General features: G+C 60.8%; 16 protein-coding genes and 1 pseudogene. 11 read left to right on the plus strand and 6 right to left on the minus strand.

The features are described 5' to 3' along the window. Nucleotides 1-11: 11 nt before the first annotated feature. Nucleotides 12-947 carry an NAD(P)/FAD-dependent oxidoreductase gene (locus NKH36_RS06020; protein WP_352958756.1) on the plus strand — a complete coding sequence of 312 codons (936 nt, stop codon included), beginning with the start codon at nt 12-14 and terminating at the stop codon, nt 945-947. A gap of 58 nt (nt 948-1,005) precedes the next feature. On the opposite strand, the gene NKH36_RS06025 is transcribed toward NKH36_RS06020, so the two are convergent. Beyond that, the gene (locus NKH36_RS06025) at nt 1,006-1,617 is read right to left on the minus strand and encodes a TetR/AcrR family transcriptional regulator (protein WP_352958754.1); all 612 of its coding nucleotides are present in this window, start codon (nt 1,615-1,617) and stop codon (nt 1,006-1,008) included. A gap of 97 nt (nt 1,618-1,714) precedes the next feature. Between NKH36_RS06025 and NKH36_RS06030 the strand changes: the two are divergent. Further along, nucleotides 1,715-3,141: pseudogene (locus tag NKH36_RS06030) on the plus strand (coniferyl aldehyde dehydrogenase). A 41-nt stretch (nt 3,142-3,182) separates the two neighbouring features. Beyond that, complete coding sequence (locus NKH36_RS06035) at nt 3,183-3,644, plus strand: GFA family protein (RefSeq protein WP_352958752.1); 462 nt, start codon at nt 3,183-3,185, stop codon at nt 3,642-3,644. A 262-nt stretch (nt 3,645-3,906) separates the two neighbouring features. Here NKH36_RS06035 and NKH36_RS06040 read toward each other — a convergent pair whose 3' ends face one another. After that, on the minus strand, nt 3,907-4,230 hold the full coding sequence (locus NKH36_RS06040; protein WP_352958750.1) for a hypothetical protein: 324 nt from the start codon (nt 4,228-4,230) through the stop codon (nt 3,907-3,909). 186 nt (nt 4,231-4,416) lie between these two features. On the opposite strand from NKH36_RS06040, the gene NKH36_RS06045 reads away from it, so the two are divergent. The 3 genes from NKH36_RS06045 (at nt 4,417) to NKH36_RS06055 (ending at nt 6,105) form a co-directional block, all read left to right on the plus strand. Continuing rightward, nucleotides 4,417-5,238 (plus strand): SIR2 family NAD-dependent protein deacylase, encoded by an 822-nt coding sequence (locus NKH36_RS06045; RefSeq protein ID WP_352958774.1) that lies wholly within the window; start codon nt 4,417-4,419, stop codon nt 5,236-5,238. Nucleotides 5,239-5,379: 141 nt separating this feature from the next. Next, the gene (locus tag NKH36_RS06050) at nt 5,380-5,628 is read left to right on the plus strand and encodes a hypothetical protein (RefSeq protein WP_352958748.1); all 249 of its coding nucleotides are present in this window, start codon (nt 5,380-5,382) and stop codon (nt 5,626-5,628) included. Nucleotides 5,629-5,796: 168 nt separating this feature from the next. Beyond that, a complete protein-coding gene (locus NKH36_RS06055) occupies nt 5,797-6,105 on the plus strand; it encodes a hypothetical protein (protein ID WP_352958746.1) in 309 nt (102 codons plus the stop codon). Nucleotides 6,106-6,125: 20 nt separating this feature from the next. Here NKH36_RS06055 and NKH36_RS06060 read toward each other — a convergent pair whose 3' ends face one another. Continuing rightward, nucleotides 6,126-7,871, minus strand: a complete 1,746-nt coding sequence (locus NKH36_RS06060; protein ID WP_352958745.1) for a thiamine pyrophosphate-dependent enzyme — start codon at nt 7,869-7,871, stop codon at nt 6,126-6,128. Between the two features lie 520 nt (nt 7,872-8,391). Between NKH36_RS06060 and NKH36_RS06065 the strand changes: the two genes are divergently transcribed. The 3 genes from NKH36_RS06065 (at nt 8,392) to NKH36_RS06075 (ending at nt 9,270) form a co-directional block, all read left to right on the plus strand. Then, nucleotides 8,392-8,559 carry a hypothetical protein gene (locus NKH36_RS06065; RefSeq protein ID WP_352958744.1) on the plus strand — a complete coding sequence of 56 codons (168 nt, stop codon included), beginning with the start codon at nt 8,392-8,394 and terminating at the stop codon, nt 8,557-8,559. Nucleotides 8,560-8,792: 233 nt separating this feature from the next. Next, complete coding sequence (locus NKH36_RS06070; protein ID WP_352958742.1) at nt 8,793-9,038, plus strand: hypothetical protein; 246 nt, start codon at nt 8,793-8,795, stop codon at nt 9,036-9,038. A gap of 16 nt (nt 9,039-9,054) precedes the next feature. Further along, complete coding sequence (locus tag NKH36_RS06075) at nt 9,055-9,270, plus strand: hypothetical protein (protein ID WP_127317242.1); 216 nt, start codon at nt 9,055-9,057, stop codon at nt 9,268-9,270. Between the two features lie 182 nt (nt 9,271-9,452). On the opposite strand, the gene NKH36_RS06080 is transcribed toward NKH36_RS06075, so the two are convergent. The 3 genes from NKH36_RS06080 to NKH36_RS06090 all read right to left on the minus strand — a co-directional run bounded on the left by NKH36_RS06080 (nt 9,453) and on the right by NKH36_RS06090 (nt 11,447). Beyond that, a complete protein-coding gene (locus NKH36_RS06080; RefSeq protein ID WP_352958740.1) occupies nt 9,453-10,142 on the minus strand; it encodes a phosphoribosyltransferase in 690 nt (229 codons plus the stop codon). 207 nt (nt 10,143-10,349) lie between these two features. Further along, nucleotides 10,350-11,057: an ABC transporter substrate-binding protein gene (locus NKH36_RS06085; RefSeq protein ID WP_352958738.1), complete on the minus strand. Its 708-nt coding sequence runs from the start codon at nt 11,055-11,057 to the stop codon at nt 10,350-10,352. A gap of 93 nt (nt 11,058-11,150) precedes the next feature. Beyond that, a complete protein-coding gene (locus NKH36_RS06090; RefSeq protein WP_352958737.1) occupies nt 11,151-11,447 on the minus strand; it encodes an ABC transporter substrate-binding protein in 297 nt (98 codons plus the stop codon). Nucleotides 11,448-11,630: 183 nt separating this feature from the next. Here NKH36_RS06090 and ku point away from each other — a divergent pair, with 183 nt between their 5' ends. Together ku and NKH36_RS06100 are read left to right on the plus strand one after the other, a co-directional pair. After that, the gene (gene ku / locus NKH36_RS06095; protein ID WP_352958773.1) at nt 11,631-12,434 is read left to right on the plus strand and encodes a non-homologous end joining protein Ku; all 804 of its coding nucleotides are present in this window, start codon (nt 11,631-11,633) and stop codon (nt 12,432-12,434) included. An 83-nt stretch (nt 12,435-12,517) separates the two neighbouring features. Next, nucleotides 12,518-13,516, plus strand: coding sequence for an ATP-dependent DNA ligase (locus NKH36_RS06100; protein ID WP_352960761.1), 999 nt, complete (start codon nt 12,518-12,520; stop codon nt 13,514-13,516). Nucleotides 13,517-13,530 lie beyond the last annotated feature (14 nt).

Here is a 13,530-nt window from a genome sequence, read left to right on the forward strand (position 1 = left end):
GTTCGGCCCGGATGGATCAACCCGTGCGCAAACGCCAACATTCAGCCTCATCCGCGACTGAAGCGGATGTTCTCATTGTTGGCGGCGGACCTGCGGGGCTGGCGGCCGCTCTCTATCTCGGCAGGTTCCGTCATCGGGTCGTCGTGGTCGACGCGGGTGAGTCGCGCGCGATGCTGATTGCGCAAAGCCGTAACTGCCCCGGATTTCCGGAAGGGGTCAGCGGCCCCGATCTTTTGAAACGCCTTCGTGCGCAGGCTGCCGAATACGGAGTGACACTGGTGCAAGACAAGGCATCATCGATCGAGTCGACCGTAGGCGGGTTTGGCGCCGAGACAAACGGGGGGCGGATCGTCGCCCGCAAGGTATTCCTGGCGACAGGTATCGTCGACGTCGTGCCTGCAATTCCGCGTCTGCGCGAGGCCATCGCCAGAGGCAGCGTACGCCTTTGCCCGGTTTGTGACGGCTACGAAGTCATAGATCGTCAGGTCGCGGTCATCGGCCACGAGGCGAAGGCACTGCGTGAGGCCTTGTTCCTCAAGCAATATACGCAGCACGTCACAATGCTCGCACGCTATCTTCCCGATTTTTCCACCACCACACGGCGCGTCGCCATGGAAGAGAACATTGCTGTTTGCGACACGTTCAAAAAGTTTGTTCCCACCGACAGCGGCTACCAGGCCATCCTCAAGGACGGCGAGGTGCGCCATTTTGACGTCATCTATCCGGCGATGGGATGCCAGGTGCGTTCCGAACTCGCGCTGGCAATGGGCATCGAATGCTGCGACGACGGCTATGTCGTCGTCGACAAGCATCAGCGGACCTCGGTCGATGGGGTGTATGCCATCGGCGACCTGGTCAAGGCCCTGAACCAGATCGCAGTCGCTTTCGGCCAGGCTGCGATCGCCGCGACCGATGCTCACAATGACCTTGCCCTCGGGTACGAATAAAGGGGCACAGATGTATGGTAGGCGGATTATAGGGCGAACGGGATGGCGCCAGCTAGTGTCATGTTGCTGGGTTCCCCAGCCCTTCCTCCAGCGTGCTCAATGCCGCATCCAAGGGGGCCGATCCCACCTTCTCGGGCACTAAGAGCCCATCGATCGCAAGCATGGTCATGCCGTGGATGAGCCCCCAGCCGGCTGCCGCCTGACCTTCTATAGGCCGCTTGCGAATGCTCCCCGCGGCCTGGCCGCGCCGGAGGATTTCGAGGAGTACATCGAATACTGCCAGCGCTCGCTCATTGAGATGCATTCCCACCGCTTTCCCCTCCTCCGCGCTAAACATCAGGCGGTAGAGAGCCGGGTTGTCCGTTCCGAACGCGACGTAGGCACGGGCTATCGGAGTAATTTCGTCGCGCAGAGTTTTGGCCGCCTTGGGCTTCGCAGCCGCTAGGGACGCGCGCAACCGGTCGAACCCAATCATAGCGATCTCCGCAAGCAGCGCGGCCTTATCGGGGAAGTGCTTGTAGGGTGCCGCGTGGCTTACGCCAGCCCGGCGGGCGACTTCCCGCAACGTGAACTGCCAGCCTTTCTCCTCCCGAAGCATATCCAACGTCGTCTCGATAACCGCACGACGGAGATCACCGTGGTGATAGGGGCGGTTGGGTGCATCCTGCATGGTACCTCAAAGTTTCTTGTGAATACATTGTTGACAGTGGCTACTTAGCGGGCTATGTCAAGGGCGTAAGTTTCTCCTGTCTACATCGGAGTGGACCATGAACGCAATCGCAAAAATCACCGACGCTGATCGGCTAGGCAGTCTCCTCGCGGCCCAGCGCGCTGCCTTCCTGCGTGACGGAGCGCCTTCGCTGGCGCAGCGACGCTCTGATCTGGCCAAGTTCAGGGCCTCGATAATCGGGCACCGCAAAGCGATCGAAGATGCCATCAATGCCGATTTCGGGCATCACTCGAGGCACGAAACGGCGATCATGGAGGTTGCAGCGGTCGCCGAGGGCACGAAGTATCTGATCCGCAATCTTCGCAAATTCATGGCGCCGACCCGCCGTCACGTTGCTCTGCACATGCGGATCGGCAACGCCCGCATCGAATATCAGCCGCTTGGCATCGTCGGCGTGATGTCGCCGTGGAACTATCCGGTGAACCTCGCGCTGATGCCGGTCGTAACGGCCATCGCCGCCGGAAACCGGGTGATGCTGAAACCTTCGGAGTTTACACCCGTCACCAATTCGCTGCTCGCGAAGATGCTGGGCGAGGTCTTCCCGAGGACCAGTTCGCGATCGTGACCGGCGATGCGGCCGCAGGGGCGGCATTCTCTGCCTTGCCGTTCGACCATCTCGTCTTCACGGGCAGCACCGCCGTGGGGCGGTCGGTGATGAAGGCCGCTAGCGACAACCTTGTACCGGTCACCCTTGAACTGGGCGGCAAATCACCGGTCATCGTCACCAAAGGCCACTCCCTCGACCAGGCGGCGGCGTCCATTGCTTTCGGTAAGCTGCTCAACGCCGGTCAAACGTGCATCGCCCCCGATTACGCACTCGTCCACGAAAACGACGTCGACTCGTTTGTCGGGACGTATGAGCGGAAAGTGGCGTCCTTCTATGCGGACGGGCCGAGGAGTGAACACTATACTTCCATCATGAACGAGCGGCATTATGCCCGGCTTCAGAGCCTGATCGACGATGCCCGTTCCAAAGGAGCGCGGATCATCGAGGTCGGCAACCGGCCTGGCGATGCATCCCGTCGCCCCAACACGCTGGCGCCAACCGTCGTCCTCGGCGTCACAGACGACATGCGCATCGCTCATGAGGAGATCTTCGGCCCGATCCTGCCGATTTTTCCCTACCGCGACATCGAAGAAGCGATCGCCTATGTGAACGTCCGGCTCCGGCCGCTCGCGCTCTACTATTTCGGTGCCGATGATGAAGACCGACGCATGGTGCTGAGCCGAACACCCTCAGGCAACGTCACTATCAACGGGACGATCATGCACATCGCCCAGGATGACTTGCCTTTCGGCGGCGTCGGGGCCAGCGGCATGGGCGCTTACCACGGCGTCGAGGGTTTCCGTACCCTCAGCCATGCAAAGGGGATCTATGAGCAGGGTCGCTGGAACCTCTCCAACCTGCTCCACGCCCCGTTCAAACAGCCGGTCGATACCATCCTCAACATGATGCTCCGGTGACCAGCATGCCGTCATCAAATCAAGCTCAGGAGCATCAGCACATGACCAGCGACGCGACGTTGCCGCTACGCGGCTCCTGCGAATGCGGCGCCTGCTCGTTCGATGTGCATACTGCGCCAAAGGGTAGATTCCGGTGCCACTGCCTGATCTGCCAGGCGTTCAACGGCAAACCGTTCGCGGATGTGGTCGCCGTTCGTGGCAAGGATGTCGTGCTGAAAAACGCCGGCAACATCTCATTCAAGAGATACCGTCCGCCGCCGAACTTCAATCGCGGGGTCTGTCGGACTTGCGGCAAGCCCGTTGTGGAGGTTGCCGGCTTTGGTCCGTTCAAAGTGATGTTCATCCCGGCCAGCACTTTCGAGCCCGATGCCCGGCTGCCACCGGTTCGGTTCGACATGTTCTATCACCGTCGAGTGCTGGACATGCCCGATAGCGTGCCCAGATACAGCGGCTATTTCGCGAGCGAGTTGGCGGTCGGGAAACTGATGATGAGTGGCTTGTGAATTGGTGAATCGATTTATTTGGGTGCCATCCAGACGGTCTCGGCGCTGTTCGGCATCTGCCTGCCGTCATGCGGCATCATCGGCTCGATCTTCGGCAAGATCGGCTAGGTTCATCGTGGCGCTCACCGAACTGACATGCTTTTGGGCGTGACATGGCAGCGCGGGGATCCGGCCAGATCGTTACGGAAGTTCACGGGGGATGGCTCACGTATATCTGCCCGTTTCATGTTCGAGGGCCGATAAGCTCTGGAAACGTACCTCGCTAGCCCAGAATGGCTGCTATTACGAAGACCGCGGCCGCTACGAGAACGACTGCGGCAATCACCAGCACCGGCCAGTTCTTGCCAGGCTGAAGACCAGGCTTGCTTTCCACCGGCCGCATCGCATTGGCGAAGCTTGCTTCATTGGTGAACTCTGGCTGTCGCCGTGGACGAGCCTCGGCGACAGTGCTCGGCACATCTGCCGCTTCGGCGTCGGTCGCTTCAGGTGCGGCGGCAGGGTCGAACCCCGGGATCTTGTCCTGCGTTGCCCCGGCCTGAATAGCGCCTCTCGCTTTGGCAGGCGTCTGATCTCGTTGTCCGGCCATCATAGTCTCTCCCTGGCAACCAAACTTCAATCTGCCTCAGCGGTTCCAGTCTGCGCCCGATTTGCTGAACACACCCCATTTCTGAGCACACCCCATTTGCTGGACACATTTGGCGGCGATCCGAGCCTCTCCGGAACAGAGGACGCCTTTCGCAGTTGTGTTGGATCATTGCCTGGTGAGTTGGATATGCCGTCTGCACTCGAGCAACTGGCTCAATCCGTGAAAGAGCGACGAGCGATCTTGTTCGTTGGGGCGGGGGTGTCGATGAGCGTCGGCCTGCCGTCCTGGGAAAAGCTCATCGAGCATATGGAGGATGAACTCGGCCTCGACCGCGACATGGCCGACAAGCCTGAACCCAGCTACCAGGCTCTTGCCGAATATTACCGGCTGAAGCATGGGAGCCTCGGCCCCTTGCGCAGCTGGATGGATCGCGAATGGAGCGTCTCGCGGGAAAAAGTCAAGGGATCGGCGATCCACAAGCTGATCGTGTCACTCGATTTCCCCATCATCTACACCACCAACTATGATCGGAACCTTGAGGTTGCGTTCGAAGTCCACGACCGCCCGTTCGTAAAAGTGGCCAATGCCAGGGATATCGCCAAGGTGAACGGCGAGGGTACCCAGATCATCAAATACCACGGCGATTTCGACGACGATGCATCTCTGGTCCTGGCGGAGTCCGACTATTTCGAGCGGCTCTCGTTCGAGTCGCCGCTGGATGTGAAGTTTCGTGCCGACGCACTGGGGCGCACCATCCTGTTCATCGGCTACAGCATGTCCGACATGAACATCCGCCTGTTGCTGTATCGGCTTTGGGAAACCTGGCGCCGGTCCGGCTACGAAAAGAACCGTCCGAAATCGTTCGTCTTCATGCCGCAACCGAGCGTCGTCCAGGAAGCGGTCCTCGGACGCTGGGGTATCGACATGCTGACCGAGAAGGCCGATCGGCCGGAGGATGCTCTGGTGGCATTCCTGAGCAAGCTCAAGGACGGGATAGACAACACCTGAAAGGCGATGTGATGCACCGCGCTTGAAGCCAAATGGTTGCGGCAAGTTCGGAAAGCTCACTTCGTTCGACCAGGCCCGGGAACATTGTCGATCGCTAGAACGTTCATAGCCGGAAAGGGACGCTGTTTGCGGAGGCCTAGGATGGGCCACTTCGAAATGATCGATCTCGTTTCAGTCATCAACGCTTGCACGACCGGCCGCGCCGCCGGGCGATTGGTGTCGATGGCCAAAGCCGTGGAAGAGTTGCGGGTGCTGGCCGGGGATTTCATCTCGCCGGACGAAATCGTGGCCAACGCCCTGTCGCCGGTGGCGTGGGAGCGCGGCTGCGCGGTACTGTTCGACGAGCAGCCGGGCGCCGATATCCTGCACACGCCATGGCAAGAGGCCTGACTGCCGCAGGACGCCTGAGCGTTGCCGAATATCGGCAGCCGCGCCAGCGGGCGCCGCGTCCGTTTGCAGATGTCGCATATGCCGCCAGTGGCGAGCACTGGCGGCAGTTGGAACCCGGCCGTCACAGGGCTGTTTAACCGCTATGCATGAGGCAATCGGAGACACGCCATGACTGAAAACGAGACCCGCTACGAACATGGTGCTACCAAGTACCCGGCCAAGAAAGATGCGGACGCGTCTGATCAATTCTCCCAAGAGGCGGCCGGCAACAAGAAACCTGCCGGTGGAATGGGCCTGACACGGGACGAGGTGGAGGACAAAACCCATCAGTCCGAAGGGCAGAACCCGCCCAGGCAGTCCACGCCCAGTGCCGCGACCGAAAAGACATCCGGCGCCGGTCCGTCGATCGCTGAGCGTTCCAAGGACGCCAAGACTCCGAAGAGCGGCCGCCAGCCAGGCGCCTACGTCAAGGAGTGAACCGGCCAGCGAAATTGCAGTCAGCCCATCATTGTCTTCAGCGGCTCCCGGGCGAGGTTTGCTTCGATCTCTTTACGGCCTGGCGTTTGCCGCAGCGCTGTGCGCATGTTCTTGCGATATTCGTCCGGCATGCGCGGCGGCAGCATAGGTTCATACGCGTCGACGACCGCCTCTATGATCACCGGACCTTCCGCGGCAAAAGCGGCATCAAGGACCCCATCGACGTCCTCAGGCCGGGTGACGCTGTAGCCGATGCCCCCCATAGCTTCAGCGGCCAAAGCGAAATCGATCGGCTGGAGTTCGCAGGCAAATTGCGGGTTGCCGAGGAACATCATCTGCTCCCAGGCGATCTGGTTGAGCATGTTGTTCTTGATCACCAGAACCTTGAGCGGAATCTTGTAACGCACGGCCGTCGAAAATTCGCCAAGCTGCATTGCCAGCCCGCCATCGCCCACAACCGCGAAAACCGGCCGGCCCGGAAAGGCAATCCCGCCGGCAATCGCATAGGGCAGCCCGCAGGCCATCGATGCCAGCGAGCCGGAGACGGCGAAATCCTGTCCTGCCTTGATATCGATATGACGGGCGGCAAGTTCGGTGTTCTGACCGGAATCGCTAGCCAGGATCGCATTGGCCGGCATTCGGTCGCCGAACGCCTTGACGACGCGTTGCGGCTTGAGCGGCACGTCGTCCCGGCTTTCCGCCTCGGCCATCATCCTGCGCCAGCGCTGTAGGCTCTGTTGCGCATCTTCGAGAAAGGATCTGTCCTGCTTAGGCTTCAGCCTTTCGTTTAGCAATTGCAGCGTGATGGCCGCATCGCCGACGAGACCGGCCTCGACAGGATGGCGAAGGCCGATGCGCTGCGCGTTGCGGTCGATCTGCACGCCGCGCGCCTTGCCCGGCTTGGGATAGTATTCGATGTAGGGGAAGGTCGAGCCGACGATCAGCAGCGCCTCGCATTCCTCCATGATCTCCTGCGAGGTCAGCGAGCCCAATATTCCGATTCCGCCCATGACGTGCGGGTGATCTTCCGGCAGGACGGCTTTGCCGAGCAAAGCCTTGGCGACGGGAGCGGCGAGGAGTTCCGCCGTCCTCTCGAGTTCGGCCTGCGCATGCAGCGCACCGCGCCCGGCGAGTATCGCCACCTTTGAGGCTGTGTTGAGAATATCAGCTGCAAGGGCAAGTTGGGCTTCGTCGGGTCGCTTGTCTCCTTCGAACCACCGGTCGGGCGTGTGTCTTGGGAGGTTGCGGGGCGAGCGCTTTGCCGAGGCCTGTTCCTGCACGTCGCTGGCTATCGAGAGATGGGAGACGCCGCGTCCCGCAAGCGCGGAACGACAGGCCAGGCCGGCAACGTTTTCCATATGCGCTGCGTCGGTCACTTGCGTGTTGAAGATGGCGACGTCGCTGAAAACACGGGTGAGATCGACATCCTGCTGCGTGAACGTCTCGATCAGGTCGTGAAATTGCATGCCAGTTATGGCAAGGACCGGCGCCTGGTCGAGTTTTGCGTCGTAGAGGCCGGTAAGCAGGTGAGTGCCTCCCGGCCCCGAGGTGGCGAGGCAGACACCGAGTTTGCCGGTCCATTTGGCGTAGGCCGTCGCCATGAAGGCCGCTGATTCCTCGTGCCGCACCTGTACGAAGCGGATCTTGTCCTGCCTTGTGCGCAGCGCCTCCATGATACCGTTTATGCCGTCCCCCGGCAGGCCGAAGATCACGCGCACGTCCCAGGCGATCAATGTGTCGACAAGGATCTCGGCAGTGTTGGGCATGGTTGCCTCCTGTGTTTGGTATGCTTTGTCCTGACCTGCAGCTCTCGCTGCGGCGTGGGGCGTCAGACGTGGACATCGGCGATCAGTCGCCGAACGACGGAGATGCCGGGATGTTCCATCGGAACGGCAGGCGGGCAGCGCCGCCTGAGAGGGCGGGGCCTCGGCCTTTGCCTGGCAAAACCGCAGGAGACCGCGTTTGGACTTCAGGCAGATCTCGGTTTCTCGGAAATGGCTCGGCGAGGTCAAGTCGCGCGTCAACGGCTACTCGAAGCCCTGCGCGGGATAGCGCCGAAACAAAAAACCCGCCTCGGCGGCGGGTCATTGGCGCAAATCAGCACCATGAACAAATTACTAGCATAACTGCCGTCACAAAGCAAGGGATCGCGAACTCGCAATCCCGGGCAATCGCGCCGGATTTGAGCCTGCTCCTCACCTTTTGCCCAGCGAACAGGGGTTCCATTTCGCAGAGCCCAGGAACGGTTACGGCGCCTTCTCGGTTGTTAGGGGAAGGAGATGGTCGATGTTTGAGAACAGCATGTGGTTGCTCGTCGTTGCAGGCGGTCCCCTGATACTGGCAATCCTGATCGCCTACGCACTCCTCACACAACGCCGTCGCGGTCCCGCAGAACGCAGGGAGAGCGAGCGGGCGACCGAGCGCTTGTACCGCAAGGAGGAGGAGAAAGATTGACGGATCATGGCAGATGCGGATGAGCAGCCCGGAGTCGATGAGCGATGGACGGTTTATTCGACCGCCATTTCGGAACGATCCCGCCGCCCTGCCATTATCGCCATAAGGACAGGCTCCGATCGTGGCGGCCACGATTGGTCCGCTTCGGCAAGGACCTGCAATCACTGGGAAGTCGACGATTGCCGCCAACGATCTGGGCCTCAAATCGAACTTAAGGCACTTTGGAGGAACCAATGGCTGGACGCAGGACCCATGAGCAGCAATTGCGCATCATTGAAAAGCGGGAGAACACGAAGGGCGCCGGCAAGGATTTCGACGCAGAGGCGGATCTGAAGCGATCAGCAGCAGAACGCGAAGCGCTGCGCAAGGGACCGGAAATCAGGTCCAAGACACCCGACCTCGTTGACCCTGACGACCGCAACGTCCTTCGCGGAGAAAATCAGGAGAGCGTTCATCACAAGAAACGTCCCGACGATTAAGAACTGGAGCAAGCCTATGGCAAAAGGTAGCAAGAAGCACATCGGAGCGGGTGCACGGGGAAAAGGTTCTGGTACAGGTGCCATGACAACGACCCCAAAGGATAAGCTCGAAGAAAACCAAATCCTGTCCAACCGCGACAAGGCTCAGCATACGAAGGAACGTGGTCTGGATTCCAAGCAGGTCGCAACAGAGCAGCGCCAGGATCACGCTGCCAATCGTTTGCGAGACTGACGGCTCACTCTGTATGGGCGCGGTGGTGTGCCCCTCGGCCTGCCTTTCAGGGTGCTGACGAGCTCAAGGGGAGGGGCGCGGTATGGTTCAGGCCCATTCGCCACTGAAAAGCGGCTCAATCGGATGGCGCGATTTGGCCATTGAGTTCGTTAGAGCGGAATGCTTCAGCTAAACATCCCGCTCTAACCGGCAGATCGCATCGACGATTTGCTCTCGAACTGCTCTGCCTCACGCAGCAGCCGGATCACCTCCGCGTCCGTGGTCTGCGCGAAATCCTCATAGTACCGGCCCACCGCAACAAACGGCTCGGGCGTGGCGAGACAGACCACTTCGTCCACATCGGCTTTTATCAGGTCCAGCGTATCCTGGGGTGCTACCGGAACGGCCAAGATGACATGCGCGGCCCGATCCTTCCTTAACGCCTTGAGTGCCACTCTGACCGTGCCTCCGGTCGCTATGCCGTCGTCGACGACGATGACGGTCCGGCCCAGGACCGAAGCCGCAGGCCTGCTGCCGAGATAGAGGTTTCTGCGGCGTTCTATTTCGAGGAGTTGCCGCCGTTTCTCTGCTTCGACGTAATCGTCTGACGGCTGGACCAAAGCCATCGCCTTCTCGTTGAGGACGAGCTGCGGATTTTCCCCATCGACGACCGCTCCGATGCCATATTCGGGATGGCCCGGTGCGCCGATCTTGCGCACAAGCAGCACGTCGAGCCGAGCACGGAGTGCCTTCGCCATTTCAAAGCCGACCGGCACTCCGCCGCGCGGCAGCGCCAGCACCAGAGGATCGGTTGCCGCGAACCCGGTCAAGGCGGCGGCAAGCTGGCGCCCCGCATCCGTTCGATCCCTGAATCTCGGCGCGTCAAAGATCATTGCCCTCACCGTTCCAAGGACGGGACCTGGCATCGGCGCGTAGCTGCTCGTGCCTAGATGCTTGCGGTCTGCAGCGTCTTGTCGAAAACATCCGGGCCGATTGCATTCATCGCCCTCGCCAATTCGCCTTGCTGGCGAAACGGCGATCGGAGGCAATTGTTTCATCTCACCTTGGTAAAAATTGCCGCGGCCGTCGTGAGGCCGCCTCTATCGGGTCCCTTGCGTCTGCGGGATTTCGGCAACCTGTCGAAATCGGCCATTTTCCACGACATTGAGCGCTGTGACGGCGGCCAGGTTGTCGCCTTTTTCGTCCCACTGCACGGGATCGCTATAGGCAATGCCTTTGAAGCGGAGCTTCCGCATCGCAGTCAGAACCTCGCGCCGGCTCGGAATTCCTTTGGATTCAGTGATCGCGTTCTTGATTGCAGCGATCAGCACGCGAGCTGAGTCGTAGGAATTCACGGCATAGTTGCCGATCGGTCCGAACAGCGCCGCATAGCGCGCGGCGAAATCGCTTGAACCAGCGACCCTACCCACTTCGGGCGTGGCGGACAGCACAAGAACGCCTTCGCCAAATGTTGCGGTTTCTCCTGCAGGCTCAAGGAAATTCACCGCGTCCCAACAGCCGTCACCGCTGGCAAAAAGTTGGTCGAGACCTGCACGGCGCATCGCTCGCAGGATGGAGGCACCCTCGAAACTGCCGCCGTAGAACAGCAGATCGAAATCGGCCCGCAGAGATGCGACCAGCGGGTCAAAATCGCGGCTCCCCCCGAACCGTTCGCGTTCCGCGATGCGTCCCCCCAAGCGACAGAAATGCCCGCGAGAACGCGATACCCATGCTGTGGCCGTACATCGTTTCGGTTTCGACCAGGACGGCGCGGCGCTTGCCCATGGTGTCGTGGAGATGACGGGCAATGGCTGCTCCGGTCTGGTCGTCGCGGTTGGTGAAGCGAAAGACATTCGGCAGAGACCGCTCGGTGAGCGCCGTGTCGGAAGCGATCGGCGTGATCATCGCAAGGTCGTGGGCGCATAGATCTCCGCCGCAGCGATGGTGACATTGCTGTTATAGTGGCCAACGACGCTAAGCAGATCCGGCCGGTTGCAAAACTCGTCCGCCACTTGCCGCCCGGTCTCGACCTTTCCCTGATCGTCCGCACCCTCAACCATGATCGGAAAGCCCGCAATGCCGCCGTCGGCGTTCTGCTCCTCGACCGCGAGCTCGATCGCCTGCTTCATCTCGGCGCCAAGCGCTGCCGCATTTCCCGACAATGGAGCGCCGATCGCAATCGGGATCGCTTCCGACATTAAAATGGTCCTTGCTGCCGCAGGGCTGTTTGTCTGTCCCGAACTGCGCTGCGCTCATCGGTTCCTTCTCGGACCGGAAAAATGATGGATTCTTGGCTGCGAGCCTTGGGCGCGAAAAAAACGCTGCTGGAACAATCGATCACCTTGATGCGTTCGACTGTTTTAAACCTGCCGGGGTCCTCGATGGCGCCACGTCCTTTCTGGAAGGGCTATCTCAAGCTTTCGCTCGTGACCTGTCCGGTCGCGATGACGCCCGCTACCACCGAGAGCGAAAAGGTCCGGTTCCATACGCTCAATCGCAAGAGCGGGCATCGGGTGGTCAGCCAATATGTCGATGCCGTCAGCGGCAAGCCCGTTGCTGAAGACGACGAGGTGAAGGGGTACCAGCGCGGCGAGGACGAATACGTGCTGCTCGAGGACGATGAGATCGACGCGGTCGCGCTGGAGAGCACGCGTACCATCGACATCGACATGTTCGTCGATGCCGACAGCATCGGCTGGATCTGGTACGACAAGCCCCACTATCTCACCCCCGACGATCCGGTCGGGGAGGAGGCATTCTCGGTCATTCGCGACGCAATGAAATCGACAGGGACAGTCGGAATATCGCGACTGGTCATGTACCGCCGCGAGCGCGCCGTCATGCTTGAACCACGAGGCAAGGGCATCGTGCTGTGGACACTGCGTTATGGCGACGAGGTTCGCGATCCCGAGGATTATTTCGGCAAGATCGAAGACGCCCAACCCGACCCGAAACTGATGGATATGGTCTCGACCTTGATCGATGAGCGAACCAAGCAGTGGGATCCCGCCATGACCGGAGATCCCGTCCAGGCGCGGCTGCTGGAGATCATTGCCTCGAAGAAGAAGGGCAAGAAGAGCCCGGCCAAGGCGAAGGCCAAGGCAGAGCAACCGCCAAGCAACGTGATCAACATCATGGATGCGCTGCGCAAGAGCATCGGCTCGGAGGCCGGAAAGCGGAAATAAGCGCCTGGGAGCAGCTGGGCTGGGGACAAAGGCAGCACAATGAAGGTCATACCCCGCGATCCTGCTTTGGACAGCACCCGCCGATGACCCACGATTTCCTCCTGCCGCTCGATACGCCGCCGATGGAGGCCAAGGCGGCCGATGCGATCCCCGAAGGAGACGGATGGCAATACGAGCGCAAATGGGATGGTTTTCGCTGCCTGGCATTTCGGCAGGATGATGCGGTGGAGTTGCGCGCAAAGTCAGGCAAGCCGCTCGGACGCTATTTTCCCGAACTCGTCGCGACATTGAAGGAACTACCGTCGCGGCGTTTTGTCGTCGACGGTGAAATCGTCATCTCGGTCGACGGCAAGTTTTCGTTCGACGCGCTCCAGATGCGGCTTCATCCCGCCGAGAGCAGGATCCGCAAGCTGTCCGCCGAAACCCCGGCGCACATCGTCCTGTTCGATATGCTCTGCGACGAGCACGGAACCGTCTGGTTGGCGCGGACCCTGAAAAAACGGCGAGCGATCCTTGAGGCTTTCGTCGCTTCGGCAAACCGCAGGAACATCGTGCTTTCGCACTGTACGCGCGATGTGAAGGAGGCCCGCTCCTGGCTAGGGGCTGCCGGACATGGGGCGACAGACGGCGTGGTCGCCAAGCGGCTGGACGGTCCGTACCAACCGGGGGTGCGCGCGATGGTGAAGGTAAAGCGGTTGCGGTCGGCCGATTGCGTGGTCGGCGGCTTCCGCTATCTCAGCAACAGTCCGCAGGTCGGGTCCTTGCTGCTGGGTCTGTACAACGAGGCCGGCAAGCTCGATCACGTCGGCTTCACCTCGACCACTGCCAAGGACGACAGGGCCGAGCTTACCCGCAAGCTCGAAGCGATGCGCCAGCCACCCGGCTTTACTGGCAAAGCGCCGGGCGGGCCGAGCCGCTGGAGCACCGAGCGCAGCGGCGAATGGGAGCCGGTCCGGCCCGAATTGGTGGTCGAAGTACGCTTCGATCACGTCACCGGCGACCGTTTCCGGCATGGCACCAAGTTCCTGCGCTGGCGGCCGGACAAGGCACCGGAACAATGCACGTTTGAGCAGATAGCCTGAGTGCCTGCGGTGCG

This window comes from Mesorhizobium sp. M1312 (genome assembly GCF_040318115.1).
Classification (GTDB): domain Bacteria; phylum Pseudomonadota; class Alphaproteobacteria; order Rhizobiales; family Rhizobiaceae; genus Mesorhizobium.

What these genes read in the sequence shown, in the direction of transcription:
- NKH36_RS06020 (WP_352958756.1), top strand. Translation starts at nt 12, where the DNA reads ATGGATCAACCCGTGCGCAAACGCCAACATTCAGCCTCATCCGCGACT.
- NKH36_RS06025 (WP_352958754.1), bottom strand. Translation starts at nt 1,617, where the DNA reads ATGCAGGATGCACCCAACCGCCCCTATCACCACGGTGATCTCCGTCGT.
- NKH36_RS06035 (WP_352958752.1), top strand. Translation starts at nt 3,183, where the DNA reads ATGACCAGCGACGCGACGTTGCCGCTACGCGGCTCCTGCGAATGCGGC.
- NKH36_RS06040 (WP_352958750.1), bottom strand. Translation starts at nt 4,230, where the DNA reads ATGGCCGGACAACGAGATCAGACGCCTGCCAAAGCGAGAGGCGCTATT.
- NKH36_RS06045 (WP_352958774.1), top strand. Translation starts at nt 4,417, where the DNA reads ATGCCGTCTGCACTCGAGCAACTGGCTCAATCCGTGAAAGAGCGACGA.
- NKH36_RS06050 (WP_352958748.1), top strand. Translation starts at nt 5,380, where the DNA reads ATGGGCCACTTCGAAATGATCGATCTCGTTTCAGTCATCAACGCTTGC.
- NKH36_RS06055 (WP_352958746.1), top strand. Translation starts at nt 5,797, where the DNA reads ATGACTGAAAACGAGACCCGCTACGAACATGGTGCTACCAAGTACCCG.
- NKH36_RS06060 (WP_352958745.1), bottom strand. Translation starts at nt 7,871, where the DNA reads ATGCCCAACACTGCCGAGATCCTTGTCGACACATTGATCGCCTGGGAC.
- NKH36_RS06065 (WP_352958744.1), top strand. Translation starts at nt 8,392, where the DNA reads ATGTTTGAGAACAGCATGTGGTTGCTCGTCGTTGCAGGCGGTCCCCTG.
- NKH36_RS06070 (WP_352958742.1), top strand. Translation starts at nt 8,793, where the DNA reads ATGGCTGGACGCAGGACCCATGAGCAGCAATTGCGCATCATTGAAAAG.
- NKH36_RS06075 (WP_127317242.1), top strand. Translation starts at nt 9,055, where the DNA reads ATGGCAAAAGGTAGCAAGAAGCACATCGGAGCGGGTGCACGGGGAAAA.
- NKH36_RS06080 (WP_352958740.1), bottom strand. Translation starts at nt 10,142, where the DNA reads ATGATCTTTGACGCGCCGAGATTCAGGGATCGAACGGATGCGGGGCGC.
- NKH36_RS06090 (WP_352958737.1), bottom strand. Translation starts at nt 11,447, where the DNA reads ATGTCGGAAGCGATCCCGATTGCGATCGGCGCTCCATTGTCGGGAAAT.
- ku (WP_352958773.1), top strand. Translation starts at nt 11,631, where the DNA reads ATGGCGCCACGTCCTTTCTGGAAGGGCTATCTCAAGCTTTCGCTCGTG.
- NKH36_RS06100 (WP_352960761.1), top strand. Translation starts at nt 12,518, where the DNA reads ATGACCCACGATTTCCTCCTGCCGCTCGATACGCCGCCGATGGAGGCC.